Annotated in this window: 18 protein-coding genes, 8 pseudogenes and 2 other annotated features; of the genes and pseudogenes, 14 read left to right on the forward strand and 12 right to left on the reverse strand. The window is 63.7% G+C overall.

Annotation, left to right across the window (positions count from 1 at the left end; genetic code table 11):
- Nucleotides 1-331: 331 nt before the first annotated feature.
- From AB4Z55_RS01755 to AB4Z55_RS01775, 5 genes and pseudogenes are all read right to left on the reverse strand, one after another.
- A pseudogene (locus tag AB4Z55_RS01755) lies at nt 332-856 on the reverse strand (IS630 family transposase); the annotation flags it as partial.
- Between the two features lie 43 nt (nt 857-899).
- Nucleotides 900-1,199 (reverse strand): annotated as a pseudogene (locus AB4Z55_RS01760) (integrase core domain-containing protein); the annotation flags it as partial.
- 4 nt (nt 1,200-1,203) lie between these two features.
- On the reverse strand, nt 1,204-2,403 hold the full coding sequence (locus tag AB4Z55_RS01765; protein WP_101819295.1) for an IS30 family transposase: 1,200 nt from the start codon (nt 2,401-2,403) through the stop codon (nt 1,204-1,206).
- Nucleotides 2,404-2,686: 283 nt separating this feature from the next.
- Nucleotides 2,687-3,660, reverse strand: a pseudogene (locus AB4Z55_RS01770) (IS3 family transposase); the annotation flags it as partial.
- A 49-nt stretch (nt 3,661-3,709) separates the two neighbouring features.
- Nucleotides 3,710-4,192 (reverse strand): annotated as a pseudogene (locus AB4Z55_RS01775) (IS630 family transposase); the annotation flags it as partial.
- Between the two features lie 29 nt (nt 4,193-4,221).
- Here AB4Z55_RS01775 and AB4Z55_RS01780 point away from each other — a divergent pair.
- The 7 genes and pseudogenes from AB4Z55_RS01780 to AB4Z55_RS01810 all read left to right on the forward strand — a co-directional run bounded on the left by AB4Z55_RS01780 (nt 4,222) and on the right by AB4Z55_RS01810 (nt 10,686).
- A complete protein-coding gene (locus AB4Z55_RS01780) occupies nt 4,222-5,520 on the forward strand; it encodes an LLM class flavin-dependent oxidoreductase (RefSeq protein ID WP_068970850.1) in 1,299 nt (432 codons plus the stop codon).
- Nucleotides 5,517-6,611 (forward strand): hypothetical protein, encoded by a 1,095-nt coding sequence (locus AB4Z55_RS01785; protein ID WP_004022072.1) that lies wholly within the window; start codon nt 5,517-5,519, stop codon nt 6,609-6,611. Before AB4Z55_RS01780 ends, AB4Z55_RS01785 begins: the two co-directional genes overlap by 4 nt.
- Before the next feature lie 270 nt (nt 6,612-6,881).
- Complete coding sequence (locus AB4Z55_RS01790; RefSeq protein WP_004022138.1) at nt 6,882-7,199, forward strand: transposase; 318 nt, start codon at nt 6,882-6,884, stop codon at nt 7,197-7,199.
- Nucleotides 7,160-7,288: a sequence feature (AL1L pseudoknot), on the forward strand. (Overlaps the previous gene by 40 nt.)
- Nucleotides 7,202-7,942, forward strand: coding sequence for an IS3 family transposase (locus tag AB4Z55_RS01795; protein WP_014928955.1), 741 nt, complete (start codon nt 7,202-7,204; stop codon nt 7,940-7,942). Its footprint overlaps the feature before it by 87 nt.
- 169 nt (nt 7,943-8,111) lie before the next feature.
- Entirely contained in the window at nt 8,112-9,311 is a 1,200-nt protein-coding gene (locus AB4Z55_RS01800) for an IS30 family transposase (RefSeq protein WP_101819295.1), read from the forward strand.
- 4 nt (nt 9,312-9,315) lie between these two features.
- Nucleotides 9,316-9,663: pseudogene (locus AB4Z55_RS01805) on the forward strand (integrase core domain-containing protein); the annotation flags it as partial.
- A gap of 99 nt (nt 9,664-9,762) precedes the next feature.
- Complete coding sequence (locus AB4Z55_RS01810; protein WP_014928945.1) at nt 9,763-10,686, forward strand: acyl-CoA dehydrogenase family protein; 924 nt, start codon at nt 9,763-9,765, stop codon at nt 10,684-10,686.
- Nucleotides 10,687-10,711: 25 nt separating this feature from the next.
- Here AB4Z55_RS01810 and AB4Z55_RS01815 read toward each other — a convergent pair whose 3' ends face one another.
- Nucleotides 10,712-10,975, reverse strand: a complete 264-nt coding sequence (locus AB4Z55_RS01815) for an MMPL family transporter (protein ID WP_004020624.1) — start codon at nt 10,973-10,975, stop codon at nt 10,712-10,714.
- A gap of 25 nt (nt 10,976-11,000) precedes the next feature.
- Nucleotides 11,001-11,126: pseudogene (locus AB4Z55_RS01820) on the reverse strand (TetR family transcriptional regulator); the annotation flags it as partial.
- A 108-nt stretch (nt 11,127-11,234) separates the two neighbouring features.
- Between AB4Z55_RS01820 and AB4Z55_RS01825 the strand changes: the two are divergent.
- Nucleotides 11,235-11,711 (forward strand): PaaI family thioesterase, encoded by a 477-nt coding sequence (locus AB4Z55_RS01825; RefSeq protein ID WP_004020623.1) that lies wholly within the window; start codon nt 11,235-11,237, stop codon nt 11,709-11,711.
- Nucleotides 11,712-11,716: 5 nt separating this feature from the next.
- Here the strand turns inward: AB4Z55_RS01825 and AB4Z55_RS01830 are convergent, their stop codons facing one another.
- Entirely contained in the window at nt 11,717-12,742 is a 1,026-nt protein-coding gene (locus AB4Z55_RS01830; protein ID WP_004020622.1) for an AraC family transcriptional regulator, read from the reverse strand.
- A gap of 99 nt (nt 12,743-12,841) precedes the next feature.
- Here AB4Z55_RS01830 and AB4Z55_RS01835 point away from each other — a divergent pair, with 99 nt between their 5' ends.
- From AB4Z55_RS01835 to AB4Z55_RS01860, 6 genes and pseudogenes are all read left to right on the forward strand, one after another.
- The gene (locus tag AB4Z55_RS01835) at nt 12,842-13,162 is read left to right on the forward strand and encodes a 2Fe-2S iron-sulfur cluster-binding protein (protein ID WP_004020621.1); all 321 of its coding nucleotides are present in this window, start codon (nt 12,842-12,844) and stop codon (nt 13,160-13,162) included.
- A 26-nt stretch (nt 13,163-13,188) separates the two neighbouring features.
- Nucleotides 13,189-14,580, forward strand: a complete 1,392-nt coding sequence (locus AB4Z55_RS01840; protein ID WP_004020620.1) for a cytochrome P450 — start codon at nt 13,189-13,191, stop codon at nt 14,578-14,580.
- Complete coding sequence (locus AB4Z55_RS01845) at nt 14,577-15,776, forward strand: NAD(P)/FAD-dependent oxidoreductase (RefSeq protein ID WP_014928948.1); 1,200 nt, start codon at nt 14,577-14,579, stop codon at nt 15,774-15,776. Before AB4Z55_RS01840 ends, AB4Z55_RS01845 begins: the two co-directional genes overlap by 4 nt.
- The gene (locus tag AB4Z55_RS01850; protein WP_004020618.1) at nt 15,773-16,444 is read left to right on the forward strand and encodes a transglutaminase-like domain-containing protein; all 672 of its coding nucleotides are present in this window, start codon (nt 15,773-15,775) and stop codon (nt 16,442-16,444) included. Before AB4Z55_RS01845 ends, AB4Z55_RS01850 begins: the two co-directional genes overlap by 4 nt.
- A gap of 111 nt (nt 16,445-16,555) precedes the next feature.
- Complete coding sequence (locus AB4Z55_RS01855; protein ID WP_172622077.1) at nt 16,556-17,569, forward strand: BtrH N-terminal domain-containing protein; 1,014 nt, start codon at nt 16,556-16,558, stop codon at nt 17,567-17,569.
- A 300-nt stretch (nt 17,570-17,869) separates the two neighbouring features.
- Nucleotides 17,870-18,217, forward strand: a pseudogene (locus AB4Z55_RS01860) (transposase); the annotation flags it as partial.
- Between the two features lie 142 nt (nt 18,218-18,359).
- Here the strand turns inward: AB4Z55_RS01860 and AB4Z55_RS01865 are convergent.
- The 4 genes and pseudogenes from AB4Z55_RS01865 to istA form a co-directional block, all read right to left on the reverse strand.
- Nucleotides 18,360-19,181 (reverse strand): annotated as a pseudogene (locus tag AB4Z55_RS01865) (IS256 family transposase); the annotation flags it as partial.
- A gap of 31 nt (nt 19,182-19,212) precedes the next feature.
- Nucleotides 19,213-20,495 (reverse strand): IS3 family transposase gene (locus AB4Z55_RS01870; RefSeq protein WP_085949824.1). Its coding sequence is split into 2 segments (ribosomal slippage): nt 19,213-20,207 and nt 20,207-20,495, totalling 1,284 coding nucleotides; the frame shifts between segments, so codons are not numbered across the junction.
- Nucleotides 20,089-20,217: a sequence feature (AL1L pseudoknot), on the reverse strand. Its footprint overlaps the gene before it by 129 nt.
- A gap of 64 nt (nt 20,496-20,559) precedes the next feature.
- Nucleotides 20,560-21,351 carry an ATP-binding protein gene (locus AB4Z55_RS01875; RefSeq protein WP_369519010.1) on the reverse strand — a complete coding sequence of 264 codons (792 nt, stop codon included), beginning with the start codon at nt 21,349-21,351 and terminating at the stop codon, nt 20,560-20,562.
- A complete protein-coding gene (istA, locus tag AB4Z55_RS01880; protein WP_354563582.1) occupies nt 21,351-22,976 on the reverse strand; it encodes an IS21 family transposase in 1,626 nt (541 codons plus the stop codon). The genes AB4Z55_RS01875 and istA overlap by 1 nt, the downstream gene beginning before the upstream one ends.
- Nucleotides 22,977-23,233: the final 257 nt, after the last annotated feature.

Raw genomic sequence — 23,233 nt, forward strand, 5'->3', positions numbered from 1 at the left:
AGGGCGCAGCGGGGGAAAAGTTCGGCGGTGATGGTCACGATGGTCCCTCGAGGTGGCGGGTGTGAGCGGGGCCGGGGCGATGGGCCACGACCGTGAGCGGTCGCGGCCTACCGCTGGACGGGGTCTAGTCGGGTGGCACGTCGACGGCATCGGTGTCCCCGGCGATGACCTTCTCGACGTCGGAGAGGGTGTACTCGTTCCGCAGGATCAGCTTGGAGAACGCCTCGACGGCCGAACGGTTCGTGATTGCTCCACAGTTTCGTCATTGATGACGAAATGACCTGACTTTCTCCAAGATTCGCCGATAACCTACGTTATGACATAATTCCCGCTAGTGTTCTGAGTCATTAATTCGTGTGCAGTAGTGGGCGATGGAGTCGAGGATCTGGTCAGCGGTCTTGACCCACACGTAGGGGCGGGGGTTGTCGTTCCAGGTCTCGATCCATGCTCTGATGTCGGCGTTGAGCGCTCTCACGGTGCGGTGGGTGGAGCGTTGGAGCTTCTTGGTGGTCAGTTCGGCGAACCAGCGTTCGACGAGGTTCATCCAGGATGAGCTCGTCGGGGTGAAGTGGACAACGAATCGTGGGTGCGAGGTCAGCCATCGTTTGACCGCGGGCGTCTTGTGGGTAGAGGCGTTGTCCATGACCAGGTGGACGTCGAGCTCGTCGGGCACCTCGGCGTCGATCTTGCGGAGAAACCCGATGAATTCTGTTGCCCGATGCCGTGAGTGAAGCGAACCGATCACTTTTCCCGACGCGATGTCCAACGCCGCGTACAGACTGGAGGTGCCGTTGCGCACATAGTCGTGGCTGGCCCGTTGCGGGGTGCCCGGGAGCATGGGAAAGATCGGCTGGGTGAATCACCCTAGGGTTTTGTGCCGCCTCCAGTGTGGGCTGGTCCTCGGGGCCGAGGCCAGCGTAGTGGAGCGTTTCGAACTCGGTCGGGGGAATCTGGCCGATACTCGAGTGCAGCCTGCTGTTGTTGTACCAGTCGACCCAACCAGCGGTCGCGAACTCGACGTCGGAGATCGTCCGGTACGGGCCGGAGTGGAAGATCGTGGTCCGGATGCACTCGGTCTTGTACAGCCCGTTCACCGACTCGGCCAGAGCGTTGTCGTAGGCGTCTCCGACCGACCCGATCGACGCGGCGATGTCTTCGAGCCGCAGCCGCTCAGTCAGTGTAACCGATGTGTACTGGGCGCGTTCAATCGGTCGATGCAACACTGGGTTGTTGTAGCGAGTGTAGTTGTTCGCCAAAGACTTCGGCGGGAGTTTTCCATCCAAGGACTTTTCTAGGACGGTTGTTGAGGGTGTAGGCGATGGCCTCGAGGTCCTCAGCTGACCACCGCGACAGATCAGTTCCCTTAGGAAAATATTGGCGCAGAACACCATTGGTGTTCTCGTTGGATGGTCGCTGCCACGGTGAGTGCGGATCGGCGAAGAACACCTGCGTTCCGGTGTCCATCGCGAACTGGGCGTGAGCGGACAGTTCCTTGCCGCGATCCCACGTCAACGTTTTGCGCAACTGCTGCGGCAGCGCGGCGATCGACGCTGTCAGTCCTGCATTCATCGCGATGGCACCGTAGCCACCGAGTGCGGGCCCGTTCTTCACAGGCGGCTGCTCACCCCAGCCCTGCTGGCGTGGCAGATGCACCAGAAGTGTTGCACGACTACGACGTTCAACGATCGTGCCGATCGCCGATCTCCCAGTTCCGATAATCAGATCACCCTCCCAGTGCCCGGGGACGGCACGGTCCTCGGCCTCGGCAGGGCGCTGACTGAACACGACATCGGAGGTGACGTGACCCTGCGGCTTGTTGCGCGAGCGGGCCCGCGGCTCCCTCAGTGCACGTCCGGTGCGCAGGCACGCGACCAGCTCACGTTTGAGCGCGCCGCGGCCCTCGATGAACAGGGACTGGTAGATCGCCTCGTGACTGATACGCATGGATTCATCATCGGGGAAGTCGACCTTCAAACGCTGGGAGATCTGCTCTGGACTCCACGCCAGCGACCACCGCCGGTTGGCCCGGTGCGGTTTGTTAAGCCCCTTCCATGGCGGTGGCGTGGGGCCCGCAGCGATCGTGCCATCGGGACGGCGGACAACGCCGGCCAGGCGGTCCTGTACGTACTCCCGCAACTCGACGTGGGCCACGAGCTTCGCTGTTTTCGGGCGCTTGGCGGCCTGCTGGGCTTTCCACTGCGCCACCAACGCCCGATACTCGAGCTTCCCGCTCCTGGTTGCGGCGTTGCGCCGTAGCTCACGCGAGATCGTGGCCGGACTCCGCCCGATCCACCGTGCGATCTCACGCACCCCACGATCCTGGGCGCGTAGCAGCGCGATCTCTTCCCGTTCGGCGAAGGATAGATAGCGGCCCGAAGGCTCATCCAGACTCAGCGGCCTCATGCCGCCAGCGTGGCGGAACCAGCGTGTACCCACCGGCACCGACACACCGACAGCGATCGATGCCTGTGCCGTGCTCACCCCCGTCGCGACCACCCGCCAAAACTCACGTTGCACCTGCCGCGACGGCTCCGGCCGCCCCGGCGATCGCATCGCCGGCCGAAGTGCACGATCAGCACGCCACTGCCGACGAACACCTACCGCCACATCGCTGGTCCTCCGACTCCAGTCCGCCGTAGCCACCGCAAACACCTCCATGATCATGGTGTTGCGACGACCAGTTGAATCCGCCCTGACTTCCAGCATCCGAATGATGAATCAGCTCAGCAGCTTTCACCGGATGACCCTCTCGTTTCCGCTGCCACAGCGCCATCCGAAGCGGGACCGTCACCAGCTCCACCGTCTTCGACGTCGAGGCGTGCCACGCCACGATCCGACGTGAGAACACGTCGATGATGAACACCACGTACACCCACCCCGCCCACGTCCGGCAGTAGGTGAAATCGGTCACCCACACCCGGTTCGGCTCGACGGCACTGAACTGTCGATTCACCAGATCCTCCGCACGTACACCATCAGCGGACCGCACGGTCGTACGGACTCCCTTGGACCTTCGAATCCCGTTGTGGCCTAGCACTTTCATCGCTCGATCAACGGCGCCATAGGACACCCCGGGCAGTGTTGTCCGATGCAGATGGGCGCGCATCTTCACCCGCCCGTAGAGGCCCTCCGGAGTCATCTTCCGCCGGCCGTCGTCACCGGTCCGCCAGACCACGGTGCGCACCGCATCGACGACGTGAGCATCGGAGACGGTCCGAGCGGCAGGCGTGCGTGTTCGCCACGCCCGATAGGTTCGTGCGGCAATCATGCAGCCCTGCTCACGCAAGACCCGACAGATCGACTCGACCGCAAAACCGTTGGCGCGCATCTGATCTATGAACGCCACAATCATCGATTGCGGCGGTCGAGTTCCCCCGCGAAGAAAGTCGTCGCCGCTTTCAAAATGGCAACGTCCTCTCGCAACTGCTTGTTCTCCGCCTTGAGTCGCTTGATCTCAGCGGACTCCTTCGACGTGGTCCCCGACCGGGCGCCGGCATCGACCTGGGCCTGCACGGCCCACCGACGTACCGTCTCCCCACCGACACCGACCTGCTTGGCGATCGCCTCTGCCGCGGCAGTCAACGACGTGTACTCGCCGCCGTGCGCCTCCAGCAAACGCAAGGCCCTCGAACGGACCTCCGGATCGATCTTCTTAGGCATGTGCTCATCCTTCCTGACTCAGAAGGAAGCGGCATCAAACCAGGGGTGATTCACGGACCTTCTCGGTGAACAAGGGATCTCTCGACAGCTTCCACGAATCCTGTTTGTGCGGAGCCAATCCGAACGCCCGCCACACACGCGACACGGTTGACTGTGACATGTCGAGATGCTCGGCCATCGCCCGCGTCGACCAGTGTGTCGCATTCTTCGGAGTGGTCTCGAGAGTCGCGGTGATCAAGTTTTTGATCTGCTCGTCGTCGACGGTGCGAGGTCGCCCAGGCCGGGGTTCGTCGAGCAACCCCTCGCAGCGGTGCTCGACGAACCGGCCTCGCCAGCGCCGCACGGTACTGCGATTGAGGCCGAGTCGTTGTGCCACTTCAGTATTCGAACCGCCATCAGCGGCGGCGAGAACGATTCGTGAGCGCATCGCCAAACCCGAGGCCGTCGTTCGCCGACGCGCCCACCCTTCGAGCTCACGGCGCTCGTCATCAGTCAGAACAATATCCACTGCTCGCGGACCCCGGGTTGCCATTCCCTAGCCTAACAACCGAACGGAAATTAATGACTCAGGACACTAGATCCGCAGCAACTAACGATTTTCTTTCCGGTGCATACTATAAGAAGATCGCTCAGACCCTTGAACGCGGAAAGTTTGATCTTCTTTTCCTTCCGGATGCTCTCGCAGTCGAGGACAGCTACGGCCATGATCTGCAAACAGGCGTCGGACTGGGCGGCCAGGGCGCGATCGCACTCGAGCCCGCCACGGTGGTGGCGACGATGGCCGCCGTGACCGACCGGTTGGGACTTGGAGCCACCATCTCCACCACGTATTACCCGCCGTTTCACGTCGCCCGTATCCTGGCAACGCTGGATAACCTGTCCGACGGGCGGGTGTCGTGGAACATCGTGACATCGCTGAACGATTCAGAGGCAAAGAACTTCGGAATCGATGCTCATCTTGAACACGACACCCGTTACGACCGCGCGGACGAGTTCGTCGAGGTCGTACGTAAGCTGTGGAACTCGTGGGACGATGATGCGCTGCTGTTGGACAAGATCTGCGGCCGGTTCGCTGATCCTAAGAAAGTTCATTACGTCGATCACCGTGGTGACTGGTTCGACGTGCGCGGCCCCCTGCAAATCCCCCCTTCAAGTCAGCGCGAGCCAGTACTCCTCCAGGCCGGATTGTCGCCTCGCGGTAGACGTTTCGCGGGCCAGTGGGCCGACGCCGTGTTCAGCATCTCGCCGACGCTGGAGATGATGCAGCGCACGTACCAGGACATCAAGGGGCAAGTGAGTGCCGCGGGTCGCAACCCCGACGCCACGAAGGTTTTCACAGCTGTCATGCCCATACTTGGGGAGACCGAGGCGATCGCACGCGATCGCCTCGAATACATCAACGGTCTCGTCCACCCCGAGGTCGGTCTGTCGACGTTGTCGAGTCATAGTGGAATCGACTTGTCCGCCTTCCCCCTAGACGCGAAGTACTCCGACATCGTCGCGAGCTTGGGGGACGCGCACATCCCCACCATGCTCCACATGTTCTCCACGGTTGCGAGCGACGGCGAGGATCTGACACTGGCCGACCTTGGAAAGCGTTATGGCACGAACGTGGGTTTTGTCCCGCAGTGGGGAGGAACGCCCACCCAGATCGCCGACAGACTGGTCGAGTACTTCGATGCGAGAGCGGCTGATGGGTTCATCATCTCCGCCGCCTATCTGCCCGGCGTTTACGAGGACTTTGTCGACCAGGTGGTGCCGCTGTTGCAAGAACGTGGGGTATTCCGCGACGAGTATGAGGGATCAACGCTGCGCGACCACCTCGGCCTGGAACTGCCAAGCGGGGCGGCGGCGCTGTGACCGACACCAGCTCAGCGGTCCACACCCTCGCGTACAGCAACTGCCCTGTTCCCAACGCCCTGCTGGTTGGCCGCGAGTCGCAGTTGCTCGCCGAGGCTGGCATCAATCTGGACGTGCTGGGAGGGCCGCTGGGCTCCTTGCACTTCACCTACGATCATCCCGCTTACACCCGATTCGGCGGAGAGATCCCGCCGTTGGTGAGTGAGGGCCTGCGTGCACCGGGTCGCACACGCCTCCTGGGCGTCACCCTGTTCGAGGGAAAGCTGGGCTTTTACGCGGCCGACCCCACCCTGACCGCACCGGAGCAACTGGCGGGGCATCGTGTCGGCGTATCCGCATCGGCAATCCGGATCCTGCGCGGCGACCTTGGTGACTACCGACAGCTCGACCCGTGGCGCCAGACTCTCGTCGCACTGGGCACTTGGGAGGCGCGAGCCCTGCAGCACACCCTTCGTCACTCCGGCGTAACAGTAAACGATATCGAGCTCGTACCCATTGAGACGGCGGGAGTCGACTTACCGCAGGACCGACTCAGCGCATCGGCATCAGTGAACGGTTCGGACCTCTTTCCCGCCGTCGGGGCCCATCAGGCACAAGTCTTTGCCGGGGGGACGGTCGATGCGCTATTCAGCTGGCTTCCGTGGTCCGCGGAGTTCGAAGACCTCACCGGTGTTAGACCGCTGCGTGACCTGAGCTTGGACAGGACAAGCCACTACGCCAGCGTTTGGACAATCAGCGCGCAACTCGTCGATAAGAACCCGTCACTCGTGCAGCATCTGGTGGATACGGTGGTCCGGGCAGGCTCCTGGGCGCGCGATCATCTGACCGAGACAGTCGCGATTCATGCCCGCAACCTCGGTGTTAGCGAGACTGCGGTGACACGCGGTTTCGGCGAGCACTTCACCGACAACTTAGTACCCACCCTCGACCACGATGCGCTCACTGTCCTTGCTGCGACACAGCGGTACCTGGTCGACCACGATCTGGTGGATAAGGCGATCGACCTGACTGATTGGTCGGCCCCGGAATTTCTGCAGACGAGCCTGCGTACATGCGCGGCCGGCACATCAGCGATTGGAGAATACGAATGACAGTCACCGACGACACGGCGGCGGCCACCGATCGGCGGGCGGGCGATCCTCTCGCGGTGGCTCGAGACCTTGCTGCAAGCTGGCGGGAGGGAATCGTCGAACGGGATCGCGATGGGGGGCCAGCCACCCGTGAGAAAGAGGACTTACGCCTAAGTGGTCTGCTGGCGCTCGCGGTACCCGAGGAGCACGGTGGTTGGGGCGCAGATTGGCCGACGGTCTGAACCGCCCCGGGTCTGTCGGAGGCTCTCGAACCTGTGAAGGATGGAGAGCATGGCAGCACCACGCAAGTACAGTGAGGAACTCAAGGACCGGGCCACCCGGATGGCATGTGAAGCGCGACGAGATCCCGATTCGTCGAGAGGTGCGATCAAGCGGATCGCCGATCAGCTCGGAGTCCATCCCGAGGCGTTGCGCAATTGGGTTCGTCAGGCCGAGATCGACGGCGGGGTCCGCCCGGGCACCACGAGTGAGGACGCTGACCGCATCGCGGCGTTGGAGCGGGAGAACCGTGAACTGCGGCGAGCGAACACGATCTTGAAGCAGGCTTCGGCTTTCTTTGCGGCGGAGATCGACCGCCCACAGCGCTGATCGTGGAGTTCGTCGCGGCTCACCGCGATGAACACGGAGTCGATCCGATCTGTGCGGCATTGCGCGATACGTCCGCCCAGATCGCTCCGTCCACGGTACGAGCCCACCTGAGCCCCCAGAAGACCGAGGCGCCTCGTGTGGTGCGTGACCGGGAGCTCCTTACCCAGGTCCGCGCGGTGCATGCCGACAACCTCGGCGTCTACGGTGCCCGCAAGGTGCATGCCCAATTGCGCAGACAGGGCCATAGTGCTGCCCGCTGCACCGTCGAGCGATTGATGAAAGCCGATGGGCTGCAAGGGATAGCGAGACTCAAGACACGCAAGACCACGCGCAGCGAGGGAGCTGAAACACCCCGGCCGGCTGACCGGGTCAACCGTCAGTTCACCGCGGCGGCACCGAACGCGTTGTGGGTGGCGGACCTGACCTACATCCGCACCCACTCGGGCTGGGTGTACGCGGCGTTCGTCCTGGACGTGTTCTCGCGGATGGTCGTCGGCTGGCAGGTCTCGACCACCATGCACACCGACCTCGCCCTCGACGCCCTGAACATGGGATTGTGGGCACGGTCGCGTGCCGGCCACGACGTGGCCGGGCTGATCCACCACTCCGACCGCGGAGTGCAAGGCGGATTCAACTGGTCGTCGCAACACCATGATCATGGAGGTGTTTGCGGTGGCTACGGCGGACTGGAGTCGGAGGACCAGCGATGTGGCGGTAGGTGTTCGTCGGCAGTGGCGTGCTGATCGTGCACTTCGGCCGGCGATGCGATCGCCGGGGCGGCCGGAGCCGTCGCGGCAGGTGCAACGTGAGTTTTGGCGGGTGGTCGCGACGGGGGTGAGCACGGCACAGGCATCGATCGCTGTCGGTGTGTCGGTGCCGGTGGGTACACGCTGGTTCCGCCACGCTGGCGGCATGAGGCCGCTGAGTCTGGATGAGCCTTCGGGCCGCTATCTATCCTTCGCCGAACGGGAAGAGATCGCGCTGCTACGCGCCCAGGATCGTGGGGTGCGTGAGATCGCACGGTGGATCGGGCGGAGTCCGGCCACGATCTCGCGTGAGCTACGGCGCAACGCCGCAACCAGGAGCGGGAAGCTCGAGTATCGGGCGTTGGTGGCGCAGTGGAAAGCCCAGCAGGCCGCCAAGCGCCCGAAAACAGCGAAGCTCGTGGCCCACGTCGAGTTGCGGGAGTACGTACAGGACCGCCTGGCCGGCGTTGTCCGCCGTCCCGATGGCACGATCGCTGCGGGCCCCACGCCACCGCCATGGAAGGGGCTTAACAAACCGCACCGGGCCAACCGGCGGTGGTCGCTGGCGTGGAGTCCAGAGCAGATCTCCCAGCGTTTGAAGGTCGACTTCCCCGATGATGAATCCATGCGTATCAGTCACGAGGCGATCTACCAGTCCCTGTTCATCGAGGGCCGCGGCGCGCTCAAACGTGAGCTGGTCGCGTGCCTGCGCACCGGACGTGCACTGAGGGAGCCGCGGGCCCGCTCGCGCAACAAGCCGCAGGGTCACGTCACCTCCGATGTCGTGTTCAGTCAGCGCCCTGCCGAGGCCGAGGACCGTGCCGTCCCCGGGCACTGGGAGGGTGATCTGATTATCGGAACTGGGAGATCGGCGATCGGCACGATCGTTGAACGTCGTAGTCGTGCAACACTTCTGGTGCATCTGCCACGCCAGCAGGGCTGGGGTGAGCAGCCGCCTGTGAAGAACGGGCCCGCACTCGGTGGCTACGGTGCCATCGCGATGAATGCAGGACTGACAGCGTCGATCGCCGCGCTGCCGCAGCAGTTGCGCAAAACGTTGACGTGGGATCGCGGCAAGGAACTGTCCGCTCACGCCCAGTTCGCGATGGACACCGGAACGCAGGTGTTCTTCGCCGATCCGCACTCACCGTGGCAGCGACCATCCAACGAGAACACCAATGGTGTTCTGCGCCAATATTTTCCTAAGGGAACTGATCTGTCGCGGTGGTCAGCTGAGGACCTCGAGGCCATCGCCTACACCCTCAACAACCGTCCTAGAAAAGTCCTTGGATGGAAAACTCCCGCCGAAGTCTTTGGCGAACAACTACACTCGCTACAACAACCCAGTGTTGCATCGACCGATTGAACGCGCCCAATACCGAGCCATCCGCTACACCGAACGACTGGCCGAAGCCGAAGCGGTGACATCTGTTGGCTCCAAAGGGGATTCATACGACAACGCGATGGCTGAGGCGTTCAACTCGCTGTTCAAAGCCGAATGCATCCGTAACCCCGTGATGCGCCCGCGAGGCGGCTGGGCAGGTGTGGGCGAGGTCGAGATCGCCGTCGCTGAGTACGTCGAATGGTTCAACCACCGCCGCCTGCACGGCGAGATCGGACACGTCCCACCCGTCGAGTACGAGAGCGCCTACTGGTCGACCCACACCGTCACCAGCTACCGTGAGAACCCGGTCCCCGCAAACGCTGGAACCAACTAACCGAGCCTCCAGCAAACCCGGGGCGATTCAGTCTTCGCAGTAATCCGCGAGATTGCCAAGGTCGACGGCTCGCTTGGCCACCTCTACGGATACCACCTCGTGTGTGCAGCCTTCATCGAACTCCTCGGCTCGCCGGAGCAGCGCGACGCCACTTACCGCCGCGTGGCGCAGGGTTCCTGGACGGGGAACGCGTTGAGCGAGAACAACAGTCACATTCTCGACTGGAAGGTGCGTGCAACCCCACGCGACGACGGTGGTTACGTGCTGAACGGGACCAAGCATTTCTGTAGCGGGGCGCTCGGATCCGATCTGCTTCTGGTGTTTGGCGTGGCGCAGGATGATGACTCACCCGAGCGGTCGGGAATTATCACAGCGGTCATACCCACCGACCGAGGGGGAGTGCGTCCCAACAATGACTGGAAAGCCCTGGGGATGCGGCGGACCGACAGCGGTACAACGGACTTCAAAGATGTTCAAGTGCTTCCGCACGAGGTGTTGGGGGCTCCGAACAGCGTGATCACCGACTTTTTCGGCTATAGGCGCGCCAGCCTATTCGGCCCGTTGGTGCAACTGATCTTCTCGCACGTCTACATAGGAATTGCCGCCGAAGCGCTGGACTCCGCTCGCGAATACACGCTGGAGCACGCACGGCCATGGACCCCTGCGGGGGTTTCTGAGGCCACGCAGGATCCATACGTAGTTCGGACCTTTGGAGAGCTTGCGATTAAACTACAAGGCGCTGACGCGGCGGCCCGCGATGCGTCGCACGCGGTGCAGCGGATCTGGGAGAAGGGTGATGCTTTGGCACCCGCCGATCGGGCCTCGCTGATGGTTCAGGTGTCGGGGGTGAAGGTCTTGGCCACCGAGGCGGGTCTGTCTATAGGCAGCCGGATCTTCGAGGTCATCGGGGCGCGTGGGACACACCCGCGTTTGGGGCTGGACCGGTTCTGGCGCAACATCCGGACGCACAGCCTGCATGACCCGGTGGCCTACAAGATTGCCGACGTCGGCCAGTACTTCTAGAACGACCGTGATCCCGTCCCAGGCTTTACATCCTGACAAGTTCGACAACACACATCGGCGATCCCCCCACCAGGTCGCGGGCGGAAGCGACATCGGCGGTGGTGCCACGAAGTTCCTGGACAAGCTCGTCGTAGCGTGCACGCACCGTCGGGGTGAGGCCGCCACGGTTCTCCATGGCGATAAACGCCGTTGTCTTGGCGCCTTTCTCCCCGAACGCCGTGCCCATCCGGTCGAATGACTGAAACGACGGCACTCCCGCAGGGATCGGGTCGACCGACTGCTGCCGCACGACTGTCTCCAGCTGCGGGAACGCTCGTGACCGCCTCGACGGTGACAGCCTCCACTCCCCCGCTGCGCAGCAACACCGCCGTGGCGTCGAGCAGACGGTTCCGGGAACGAACCCGCCGCGGATCGACGTCGTCGAGGCCATTGATGCTCACCGCCACCAGGTCTCCTCACGCTGTTGGTCCAGCGTGGATGTGGCATTCTACCAACGATACCGTTGGTAGTGGTCTGCTACCGGCACGAGCATCGATTCGAGGACTGTGATGTCAGCACCCACCAAACTGCCCGCACACTCCCCATCGTGCATGGGCTGCGGGCCGGAGAATGCCAGCGGCCTGCAGCTCGAGGTGTACCGCGACGGCGACCGCGTTTTTGCCGATCACTCTTTCACCACCAAGCATTCCGGTGGACCAGGTTTGGCGCACGGAGGCGCTATCTCGGCCGCGTGCGACGACATCATGGGATTCACGCTGTGGATCGCCGGCACCCCGGCCGTCACGCGCACGTTGACCGTCAAGTACCGCCGACCGGTACCCCTCCACGTACCAGTACGTCTTACGGCGTGCATCGACGAGGACGCCGATCACATCCTGCACATCGGGGCGAGCGGGACTGTGGACGGCGAGACCTACTTTTCCGCCACCGGCGAGTTCGTGAAAGTCGATCTCATGCACTTCGCGCGCTACGCCGACACCTCCACGGTAGACAGCTTTTTCGTCAATCTTCTTCGCGCGGACTGACCTGCTCAGATGCCCGGCGCTGCCTGCCGATTCGCCGGTGCGCGGCGAAACCGCGTCGGGGAGCATCCGACCCACCGTGTGAACGCATGAGAGAAGCTGGCGGCGTCGGAGTACCCCAGTTCTGCGGCTATCTCGCCGACACCGATGCCCGGATCCAGCAGTCGCGCGGTGGCCCGTTCTTGGACGAACTGCTGCCGCAGGCGACGCAGGGTGGTGCCCTCGGCGTTCAGGCGTCGCTTGAGTGTGCTCACCGATATCGACAGCTCCGCCGCGATACGAGCACCGTCAGCGCGGGCAGGGTCGGCATCGAACTGTGCGCGGACCAGCTGCGTGTAGGAACTGGGCCTACGCTGTTCGTAGACGCGTCGAAGCTCGGCAATACCGATCCGGTAGGCCACGGGGTCGGAGAAACGGCACACGTCGTAGAGCACGGCAGCCGGTATGTGCACGAACGCCGCGGGCGCGTTGAAAACGATCCGATGGCCGATCTCACCCACGGCGATCAGGTCTGCCGGCGCCTGGCATGTCAGATGAAGCTCCACGGAGGGGACGGCACCGGCGAGCATGTCCACCAACCGCAGGACAGCCAGACCACCGTAGGTGACGGCGAAACAATCGGTGCCGGCGCTGTCGGTGCGCCCGGCCAGAGCGATCGTCAGTCCAGAATCTCCGTGCTGGAACTCGGTGCTCAGCGCGGTCGATATCAGGGGCAAGAACTGAAGCAGTTGAACAACTTCGACGACGGAACCCGCACTGACCAGCGGCAAACTGATGGGGCCGAACGAGGTGAGCTGAGCGTGCTCGGCGAACGCTACGCCCAACCGGAATCCCTGCTGGGAATCCATCGCCGGATACACCTCGTGAAACCACCGGACAGGCACTTGGCCCTGTCGCGCAATGACGACCGCGAGATCGACGCCCTCGCGGGCCATGATGCGTTCGAACGCTCGGGTCTCCGCCGCGCCCAAGGCGCCGCTGTCGAGGAGCTGGGCGAACGCCAGCGGCGGCATCCCCGACTCGACAAGGCTCATATGAGCCAAGTTAACAAGACATCGCGACGTCCGAACCTGGATCGACCACATTCGCCGCGCGCACACTCATCTCTACGACCCAGGAACAAGGAGGTGGCCATGGCCACGATCACCTACGTGACCCACGACGGCGAGGACTACCCCGCGCCGGTGATGCCCGGCAGGTCACTGATGCAGACCGCGGTCGACCAGGCGATACCGGGCATTGATGGCGACTGTGGCGGTGAGGCGGCATGCGGAACCTGCCACGTCGTCGTCGACAGCGCGTGGATCGACACCGTCGGCCACAGCACAGACGTCGAAGAAGGCATGTTGAGCATGCACCCCGAGCGTGAGGCCAACTCGCGGCTGTCGTGTCAGATGACCGCGCGCGAAGAGTGGGACGGGTTGACCGTTCACCTCCCCGAGTTCCAGTTGTGAAGTGAGAGAATGAGAGCGACTTTCAGATGAGCATTACCACCGCGATCGCCGAGAAGGCGCAGTCCATGATCCCGATCGATCTGCAGATCCGTGGCGCTCACGTCTATGACAAGACCCGCCGGATCGTCACCCGAACCGACGGCAAGAAAATCTTCACCGAGACCCCCATCCCGCCGGTCGAGGACGTCGAACTCACTGACATCGATCTGAGCAACCCATTTCTCTACCGACAGGGCATGTGGCGGTCCTACTTCGAGCGTGTGCGCAATGAGGCGCCCGTTCACTTCCAGCCCCGCAGTCCCTTCGGGCCGTTCTGGTCGGTCACTCGACATGCCGACATCATCGCTGTCGACAAAAACCATGAAGCGTTCTCCGCCGAACCGTTCATCATCATCGGTCGGCCCCCGCGTTTCATGGATATCGCGATGTTCATCGCCATGGACCCGCCGCGGCACGACAAGCAGCGCGCCGCCGTCCAGGGAGTCGTCGCACCGAAGAACCTGCGCGAGATGGAGGGCCTCATCCGGTCTCGCGTCCGGGAAGTCGTCGAGGAGCTACCGCTCGACGAACCGTTCGACTGGGTCCAGACCGTGTCGGTCGAACTGACCGCGCGGATGCTCGCGACATTGCTCGACTACCCCTACGAGCAGCGCCACAAACTCGTCCAGTGGTCGGATTTGGCCACGTCGATGGAGCAGGCCAACGGCGGACCATCGGACAACGACAAAGTTTTCCGCGAGATGGTCGCGATGGCACAGGGCTTGAGTGCGCTGTGGCGAGACAAGGCCGCGCGGACCGCGGCAGGCGAGGAGACCGGATTCGACCTCATCACCATGCTGCAGAGCAACGAGGACACCAAGAACCTTCTCGACAATAGCCCGATGGAGTTCCTCGGGAACCTCGTGCTGCTGATCGTCGGCGGCAACGACACCACCCGCAACTCGATGAGCGGCGGAGTGCTGGCTCTCAACGAGTTTCCCGAGCAGTTCGAGAAACTCAAAGCCAATCCGGATCTGATTCCCAATGCGGTGTCGGAGATTATCCGGTGGCAAACCCCGCTGGCATACATGCGTCGGGTCGCCAAGAAGGACGTGATGCTCAACGGTCAGTTCATCCGCGCAGGTGACAAAGTCGTCATGTGGTATGCCTCCGGCAACCGCGACGAGCGAGTGTTCGACCGCCCGGACGAGCTCATCATCGATCGGTCCAACGCTCGCAACCACATCGCGTTCGGTTTCGGTGTGCACCGTTGCATGGGAAACCGTTTGGCCGAATTGCAGTTGCGCATTCTCTGGGAAGAACTTCTCGAGCGCTTCGACGACATCGAGGTGGTCGGTGATCCGGAGTACGTGCAGTCCAACTTCGTTCGTGGGATCAGCAAGATGATGGTCCGTCTGACTCCCAAGCCGGAGACGTGAGTACTGATCGGGTCGTGATCGTCGGCGCAAGCCACGCGGGCGCACAGCTGGCGGCCAATTTGCGCAAGGAGAAGTGGGCTGGGGCCATCCTGCTGATCGGCGACGAGGGCCGCCTGCCGTATCAGCGGCCGCCGCTGTCCAAGGCATACCTGGCTGGCGATTGCCATCTCGACGATGTCGCGATTCGGAGCCGCCAGTTCTACGACAAGCAACGGATCGAGCTCGTCGACGGGACCGTGACCTCGATCGACCGTGCCGAACGAACCGTCACTCTTGGCAACAACGACGCGGTGTCCTACTCGAAGTTGGCCCTGTGCACCGGCGCTCGAGCTCGCGCACTGCCGGTCCCCGGCGCCGACCTGCCGGGCGTGCACTATCTGCGCACCGCCACCGATGTCGAGGCCATCCGCGCCGCCGCGGTCCCGGGTTCGCGGGTCGTCATTGTCGGCGGCGGGTACATCGGCCTGGAGACAGCGGCCTCGCTTCGAACCCTGGGTGTCGAGGTCACCGTCCTGGAGGCGGCAGGACGCGTACTCGAACGTGTCACGGCGCCCGTCGTGTCGGAATTCTTCGATCGAATTCACCGCGAGAAGGGTGTCGAGGTACGGACCGACGCAATGGTCGAAGGGTTCCGCGGCGACGAACGAGTCGACGGCGTTGTCCTGTCCGGGGGGGAGACGCTGGCCGCTGACCTGGTCATCGTCGGCGTCGGCGTCATTCCGAACACGGAGCTCGCAGCAGCTGCGGGCATCGACGTCGAAAACGGCATCCTCGTCGACGACCGCGCTCGTACCAGCGATCCTGACATCGTCGCAGCCGGCGACTGCGCCAACCACCGAATCGAGCGGTACGGGCGACGTGTTCGTCTCGAGTGCGTGTCCGCAACAACCGAGCACGCCAAGATCGCGGCGGCCACAATCTGCGACAACACAACCGGTCGCGCCGCACTGCCATGGTTCTGGTCCGACCAATACGACCTCAAACTCCAGATCGCCGGGCTCAACACCGGATACGACGAGGTGCTGGTCAGCGGCAACCCCGCCCATGGCCGCGACTTCACCTGCTACTACTTAACCGCCGGAGAACTGATTGCAGCTGACTGCGTCAACAGACCCGCTGACTTCGTGACCGCCAAGCGCGCCATTGCACAACGAGCGCCGATCGTCAGGTCCGAATTGATCGGAGCGGCCCCATGACCACATCACCGACAAATGCGGTCAGCCCGGCGGCGCTGACGGGTTCACGCTTCCTCGACATCGAGCACGCCACCGTCGCAACCTTCACACGCGAAGCCGTCGGCAACGCGACCACCGACAAAGACAAAGCCGGCCGCCTGTTCACCGCGGTGCGCGACGCCATCCGCTACGACCCGTACACCGTCTCCAACGACCCAGAGCACTACCGGGCCAGCCATGTAATCGAATCCGGGCGTGGATACTGCGTCCCCAAGGCCGTCGTGCTTACCGCCGCATTCCGCGCCGCCGGGATCCCAGCGCGGCTAGGCTTCGCCGACGTCCGTAATCACCTCCAAACGGGCGCCCTACGTGAGCTGATGGGAACCGACGTCTTCGTCTATCACGGGTACAGCCACGTCTACATAGACGGACGGTGGCTCAAGGCGACACCCGCGTTCAACTCGGAACTGTGCGCGCGGTTCGGAGTCGCCCCGATCGACTTCACCGGCGACAGCGACGCGTTGCTCCACGCTCACTCCGCGGACGGCTCAACACACATGGAGTACGTCCGCGAAAGAGGTGTGTACAACGACCTGCCTCTCGACAACATCCTGGTGGCTCTAAAAGAGGCCTATGGCCCTCTTATACTCACGCAGCGTGCGACGTCACTAGATGCATTCCACGCCTAACCCGGTCTGCCTCAGTCGTCGGCCCGGCAATCGACAATTTTCGTACCGCCTCAACACAGGAGGATCGTGTCAGTGTCCGGCCCCTCGATGATCGACCCCTACCCGCACCGAATGGGTGGCCACTGTGGGTCCGGTGCGATGCGAGACCTCATGGAGTGGACCGGGCTCGGTTACGACGGCCCACCCGACGAGGGCCTCGTCTTTGCCCTCGGCGGAGCCCTCTCCCTCACCTACATTCGATCAAAAGCGCTGATGCCACCCGTGTACTTAGTCGGACGAGGACCTGATTTTGAGATCGACCTCCCCCGCCGTCTGGGCGGCACCGTCGAGGTGCTTGCCACAGACGACCCGGCCGAGGGTTGGGAGAACCTTCGTGGCGAGATCGATCAGGGACGCCCTGCACTGGTCTGGGCGGAGATCGCAGAACTCCCCTACCTGCGGGTCCAGTTGCGCATGAGCCGCCACGACATCGTTGTAGTCGGCTACGACGAGACGCAAGGCGTCGCGTACATCGCCGACAACGATCGCGAAGACCTTCAACGCGTCCCACTGGACGCACTCGCACGCGCGCGCCGCTCGACCTCCTTCCCGGAGCCAACCCGACACACGCTGTTTCGTATCAATTGGCCACAGACGCCACCTTCGATTCTCGAGGTGGCCGCACAGGCATTCGCACAATCCGCAGCGAGCCTGAGCACCCCAGGCGCATCGACGATCGCCGGGCCCGCAGAACACGGGTCACACGGCCTCGACGCTGCCAGCGCGCTCGCATCCGACGTCTGCAGCTGGGGAGCCCTGTCGACCGACGACCTCGAGATGCATTTATTCAGCCTCGGCGCCTTCATCGAGAAAGCGGGGACCGGCGGCGGCCTGTTCCGCCGACTGCTGGCACAGGGCTGCGACGAAATCGCGCGCCTCACCGGCGATCACGCCACCGCCATCCTTGCAGCCAACGCCCACCATGCGGCGACATCCTGGACTGCAGTCGCACGCGCAGCAGTACAGAAGGATCACGCCTCATCCGAGCGGCTCCGATCCGTCACAACCCTCGCGGCGGCTCTACCCGAGGCGGAAACGACCCTGGAGGCGTCACTACGAAAGGCCGCAGCATCCTTGTCAGGCTAACCGGCCTGTCGCGGCAAGTCCGCGAGGAGGACGCTAAGCAGGGCCGCCGCGTTCACACAAACGCACGCAGGAGCATTACCATCAGCAGGACGCCGGTTCCCGCTGACCCGGGTCCTGTGACATCGACAGGAGGCAACCGGGAAGCCTGCAGTTCTTCTCGCAGCGTCACGTATCCTGGCCTTCGACCACGCCACCGTGCAGGCGTCCACCCGTGATGCTACCGGCGACGCGGACAACGATCGAGACATGGCGCGGAGCCACTTTGCCGCGGTGCGAAACCAGATCCGCTACGACCCCTACACAGCAGCCCGCATCCTCCTCGAAGTCGGCGACGGTTCAGCATTCGCCACCGCAGGCCACCTGGCCGCCTACGCCGGCATCGCACCAGTCACCCACCGATCCGGCACCTCCATCCGTGGCGAGCACCCCGCCCGATTCGGAAACCGCAAACTCAAACGAGCCTTCTTCCTCTCCGCGTTCGCCGCACTGCACGACCCCACCAGCCGCGCCTACTACGACCGCAAACGCGCCGAAGGAAAGAAACACAACGCCGCCCTCATCTGCCTGGCACGCCGACGATGCGACGTCCTCTACGCGATGCTCAAGCACAGCGAGCCCTACCGAACCCCAATCGCTTCAGCTGCTTGACAAACCCATAGGGACACCCCCCGTTCTGGACGACCCCCACCCAGCGTCTCACGCACGCTCACCACGAGCTCGGCGGGAATCGGGCCCCGACGGGTCTGTCCGATATTCGGTGTAAGCGGCGGTTTTCCGATTGCTCGGCGGGTCAGCGTTCTTCGGCTGCGGGCATACGATCGGCGAACGTGATGGCCGGGGCGTTGAGCGCTGGCTTCCAGCGTACGGCCCACTTCGTCTGACCGGTACCCTTCGGGTCCAGCGACCGGGTGACCAGGTAGAGCGTTTTGAGTGCGGACTGCTCGTTCGGGAAGTGTCCTCGAGCGCGCACCGCACGCCGGTAGCGGGCGTTGAGACTTTCGATCGCGTTGGTGGAGCACAACACTCGCCGTATCTCGACGTCGTAGTCAAGGAACGGGATGAACTCCTCCCACGCGCTCTCCCACAGGGTCACGATCGCCGGGTACGGCGTGCCCCATTTCTCGGCGAATTCCTCCCACCGCGCCCGGGCGTCAGCGGCGGTCGGCGCGGTGTAGATCGGTTTGAGATCGGCGCTGATCGTGTCCCAATACTTGCGGGAGGCGTACTTGAAGGTGTTGCGGATCAGATGGATGATGCACGTCTGTACCGTGGCCAACGGGAACGCGGCAGATACACTGTCGGGCAACCCTTTCAATCCGTCACACACAACGAAGAAGATGTCGCGGACACCCCTGTTCTTGAGGTCGGTGAGCACCGCCAGCCAGAACCTGGCCGACTCGCCGTCGCCGTCGCCGGCCCACATGCCGAGGATGTCTTTGTGCCCGTCGAGATCCACCCCGATCGCGGCGTAGATGGGCCGGTTACGCACCTGCCCATCCCGGATCTTGACCATGATCGCGTCGATGAACACCGCCGCGTACACTTTCTCCAGCGGGCGTGCCCACCACGACACCATCTCTTCGATGACCCGATCCGTGATTCGGGAGACGGTGTGAATCGCCCCGGGTTTGCTGGAGGCTCGGTTAGTTGGTTCCAGCGTTTGCGGGGACCGGGTTCTCACGGTAGCTGGTGACGGTTTGGGTCGACCAGTAGGCGCTCTCGTACTCGACGGGTGGGACGTGTCCGATCTCGCCGTGCAGGCGGCGGTGGTTGAACCATTCGACGTACTCAGCGACGGCGATCTCGACCTCGCCCACACCTGCCCAGCCGCCTCGCGGGCGCATCACGGGGTTACGGATGCATTCGGCTTTGAACAGCGAGTTGAACGCCTCAGCCATCGCGTTGTCGTATGAATCCCCTTTGGAGCCAACAGATGTCACCGCTTCGGCTTCGGCCAGTCGTTCGGTGTAGCGGATGGCTCGGTATTGCACTCCGCGGTCGGAGTGGTGGATCAGCCCGGCCACGTCGTGGCCGGCACGCGACCGTGCCCACAATCCCATGTTCAGGGCGTCGAGGGCGAGGTCGGTGTGCATGGTGGTCGAGACCTGCCAGCCGACGACCATCCGCGAGAACACGTCCAGGACGAACGCCGCGTACACCCAGCCCGAGTGGGTGCGGATGTAGGTCAGGTCCGCCACCCACAACGCGTTCGGTGCCGCCGCGGTGAACTGACGGTTGACCCGGTCAGCCGGCCGGGGTGTTTCAGCTCCCTCGCTGCGCGTGGTCTTGCGTGTCTTGAGTCTCGCTATCCCTTGCAGCCCATCGGCTTTCATCAATCGCTCGACGGTGCAGCGGGCAGCACTATGGCCCTGTCTGCGCAATTGGGCATGCACCTTGCGGGCACCGTAGACGCCGAGGTTGTCGGCATGCACCGCGCGGACCTGGGTAAGGAGCTCCCGGTCACGCACCACACGAGGCGCCTCGGTCTTCTGGGGGCTCAGGTGGGCTCGTACCGTGGACGGAGCGATCTGGGCGGACGTATCGCGCAATGCCGCACAGATCGGATCGACTCCGTGTTCATCGCGGTGAGCCGCGACGAACTCCACGATCAGCGCTGTGGGCGGTCGATCTCCGCCGCAAAGAAAGCCGAAGCCTGCTTCAAGATCGTGTTCGCTCGCCGCAGTTCACGGTTCTCCCGCTCCAACGCCGCGATGCGGTCAGCGTCCTCACTCGTGGTGCCCGGGCGGACCCCGCCGTCGATCTCGGCCTGACGAACCCAATTGCGCAACGCCTCGGGATGGACTCCGAGCTGATCGGCGATCCGCTTGATCGCACCTCTCGACGAATCGGGATCTCGTCGCGCTTCACATGCCATCCGGGTGGCCCGGTCCTTGAGTTCCTCACTGTACTTGCGTGGTGCTGCCATGCTTGTCATTTGCCACGGCTATGGGACCGCCGTGTTGCCATGAGGATGGGACCACCGTGGCGCGTTATTGAGGATGCTCGTCGTGGTGTCGGCCGTCAAGACGAGTGCGGTCGCGTTGCCGGTAGGACGGGCCTTCGATGACGAGGGTGTGGGCGCGCGAGGTGAGGCGGTCGATGGCCGATTGGGTGAGCAGAGCGTCGGCGGTCATGGTGAGCCATTCGGCGGGCTCTCGGTTGGAGGTGATGATGGTGGTCTTGGTTTGGCGTTCGACGACGAGTTCGTAGAAATCGTTGGTTTCGGTGGCGTCGAGCGCGCGGAGTGCGAAGTCGTCGATGATCAGGATGTCGACGGCAGTCAGGCGGCGGAGTTCGGCGTCGACGCTGTTGTCGAGGCGGGCGGCTTTGAGGCGGTGGAACAGTTTGTCCGCACGTCCGAAAACGACCGAGCGCCGGCGTCCGATGGCCATGTGGCCCAGTGCATTTGCTAGATGTGTTTTGCCGACTCCGACGGGGCCGAGGAGGATGACGGAGTGCCCGGCGTCGAGGAAGCGGAGTGCGGTCAGGTCCTCGAGGAGGGTGCGGTCATAGCGGAGGTCGTCGGTGGCTTCCCAGCCCTCGATGCGCATGGCCGGGTCGAGACCGGCTTTGGCTGATCGTCGTGCTGCTGAGCTGGATTCGCGTCGGGAAACTTCATCGGCGAGTAGCTGTTCGAGGAACCCGAGGTGGGAGGTTTTGTGCTGTCGGGCCAGGGCGGCGCGGGCGGGCAGCGTGTCGGCGAGCGCACCGAGCTTGAGCGTTTTGAGCATGCCGATCATGTCGGCGCCGAGCGGTTCGGGAGTCGTCGGTCGGGTCGTCATCAGTTGTCCTCACTGTCGGCATCGGTGATGATGAGGGTGAGTTGCGTTGGGGTGGTCGCGTATTCGGCTGGGTCGCGGGAGAATCGGGTCGGTGACTGGCCGGCAGCGGCGGGCAGGGCCGGAGTGGACTTCTCGGTGGCGCGGGCGAGCATGGAGCCGATCTTGGGCACCGAGATCACGTCGAGGGCCAACGCGGTGGCGCATGCGGTATCGACCGGACCGGGCCCGTAGCGGCTGACCAGCCCGATCAGCGCGTAGACCGACCGCATCCGTGACCACGGCTGCGGGTCGTCGACCAGGCGGGCGGCGTAGATTCCGATATTCGGGCCATGACGGTCACAACTGTCGAGTTGGGCGGTGATGTTGCGCATCGCGTACGCACTCTTGTCCGCAGGGTAGTCGTTGGCATCGGTGCTGCGCCCGCCCGGCGCCTGGCGAGGGTGCTGTTTGACCAACTGCCCGCGGTGATAGAACTTCACGCTCTGGCTGTCGGCGCGCACGTCGAGGACGGTGCCGATCCACGTTTCGGGCAGCGAGTACAACGCCTTGCCGACTGAGGCGTGAAAGTCTCTGTGTACCTTCACCTGTTTGAAGATCGGCACATCATAGGCGGCCGGTACCGGTAACAGCAGGGCAGCTTCGTCGGCGGCGAACACGAGCGCCGGCGCCATCGCGGTGGTGCCGTGCACCCGCAGGCCGGCCCGATCGGCACACCACACCTGGGCCGCGTCTTGCGCCTCGGACAGGCTGGTGAAGTTCTCGCCGGCCCAGAAGTTGTTCTGCACGAAATGGATCGTGCGTTCCACCCGTGGTTTATCGGTCGGGGTGCGTACCCGGGCGGTGTCGGTGACGAATCCGGCATGCTGGGCATAGTCGAGCCATCCGCGACCGAGTTGAGGTTCCAGCTTATGCGCCTGAGTGACAATCGCTTTCATGTTATCCGGGATCAGGACCGCGAACACGCCGCCGAAGAACTCCCACGCCGCCTCGCAGCCGGCGATCACCGCGGCTAGCGTCTGCGAATACGTCAGCCACACGAATGTGTGCCGCGAATACACCGCCGTGAGCACCAGCGCGTGCACCTTGCGGCGCCGGCCCGTCTGCGGGTCAGTGAGCATCCCCAGATAGCCGAAGTCGAGTTGGCACTCCACCCCCGGCTCACCATCGGCGACCCGTACCGTCGTCGCCGTGCGCCGGTACCCGCACTCCTCGGTAGCGAACCGCACCAACGTCCGGTAGGGCACCACACAGCCTCGACGGCCCAACAATTCGTGAATCTTGGTCACCGTCAACGGTTTCGCGTCGTCCGACCCGGCCACCCAGGCCTTGATCTGCGTGGTGAACGGCACCAACAGCTCCCAGGACTGCCCATGCCCGTTCGGGCGGGCCGGACGGACCGCAGCGACGATCTGACCGATCACCTCATCGGTGAGCCCCGCCGCCCCTGACTCGCGCGTCACACCAGCTGCCTGCGCGGCCACGACGTAGCGACGCACCGTTTTGCGGTCCACCCCCGCATGCGCGGCGATCGTGCGTAGACCCGGCGACGGTAACCCCACCGCCAGACCCAGCCACAACCGCAGGACTTCTCTGATCTCTTCCACAGCAACCTCCCGATAGCCCATGCCGCCGCCCCTTCCATGACTGCTCGTCACGGCCGAGTCAACTGACAAAACAAGAGACCACCAGCGCAACGCGCCGGTGGTCCCATAACTGGCAATCCAGGTGGTCCCATCCACATGGCAAAAATCAGCTCACAGCGGTCCCTTCACCGTGGCAAATGACACATGCTCTCCATCCTTCACAGGTTCGAGAGCCTCCGACAGACCCGGGGCGGTTCAGTGTCTTTCGATACCGACGCACCGTATGTTGACGACGCCTG

This window comes from Gordonia sp. ABKF26 (assembly GCF_041103195.1).
Lineage (GTDB): Bacteria > Actinomycetota > Actinomycetes > Mycobacteriales > Mycobacteriaceae > Gordonia > Gordonia terrae.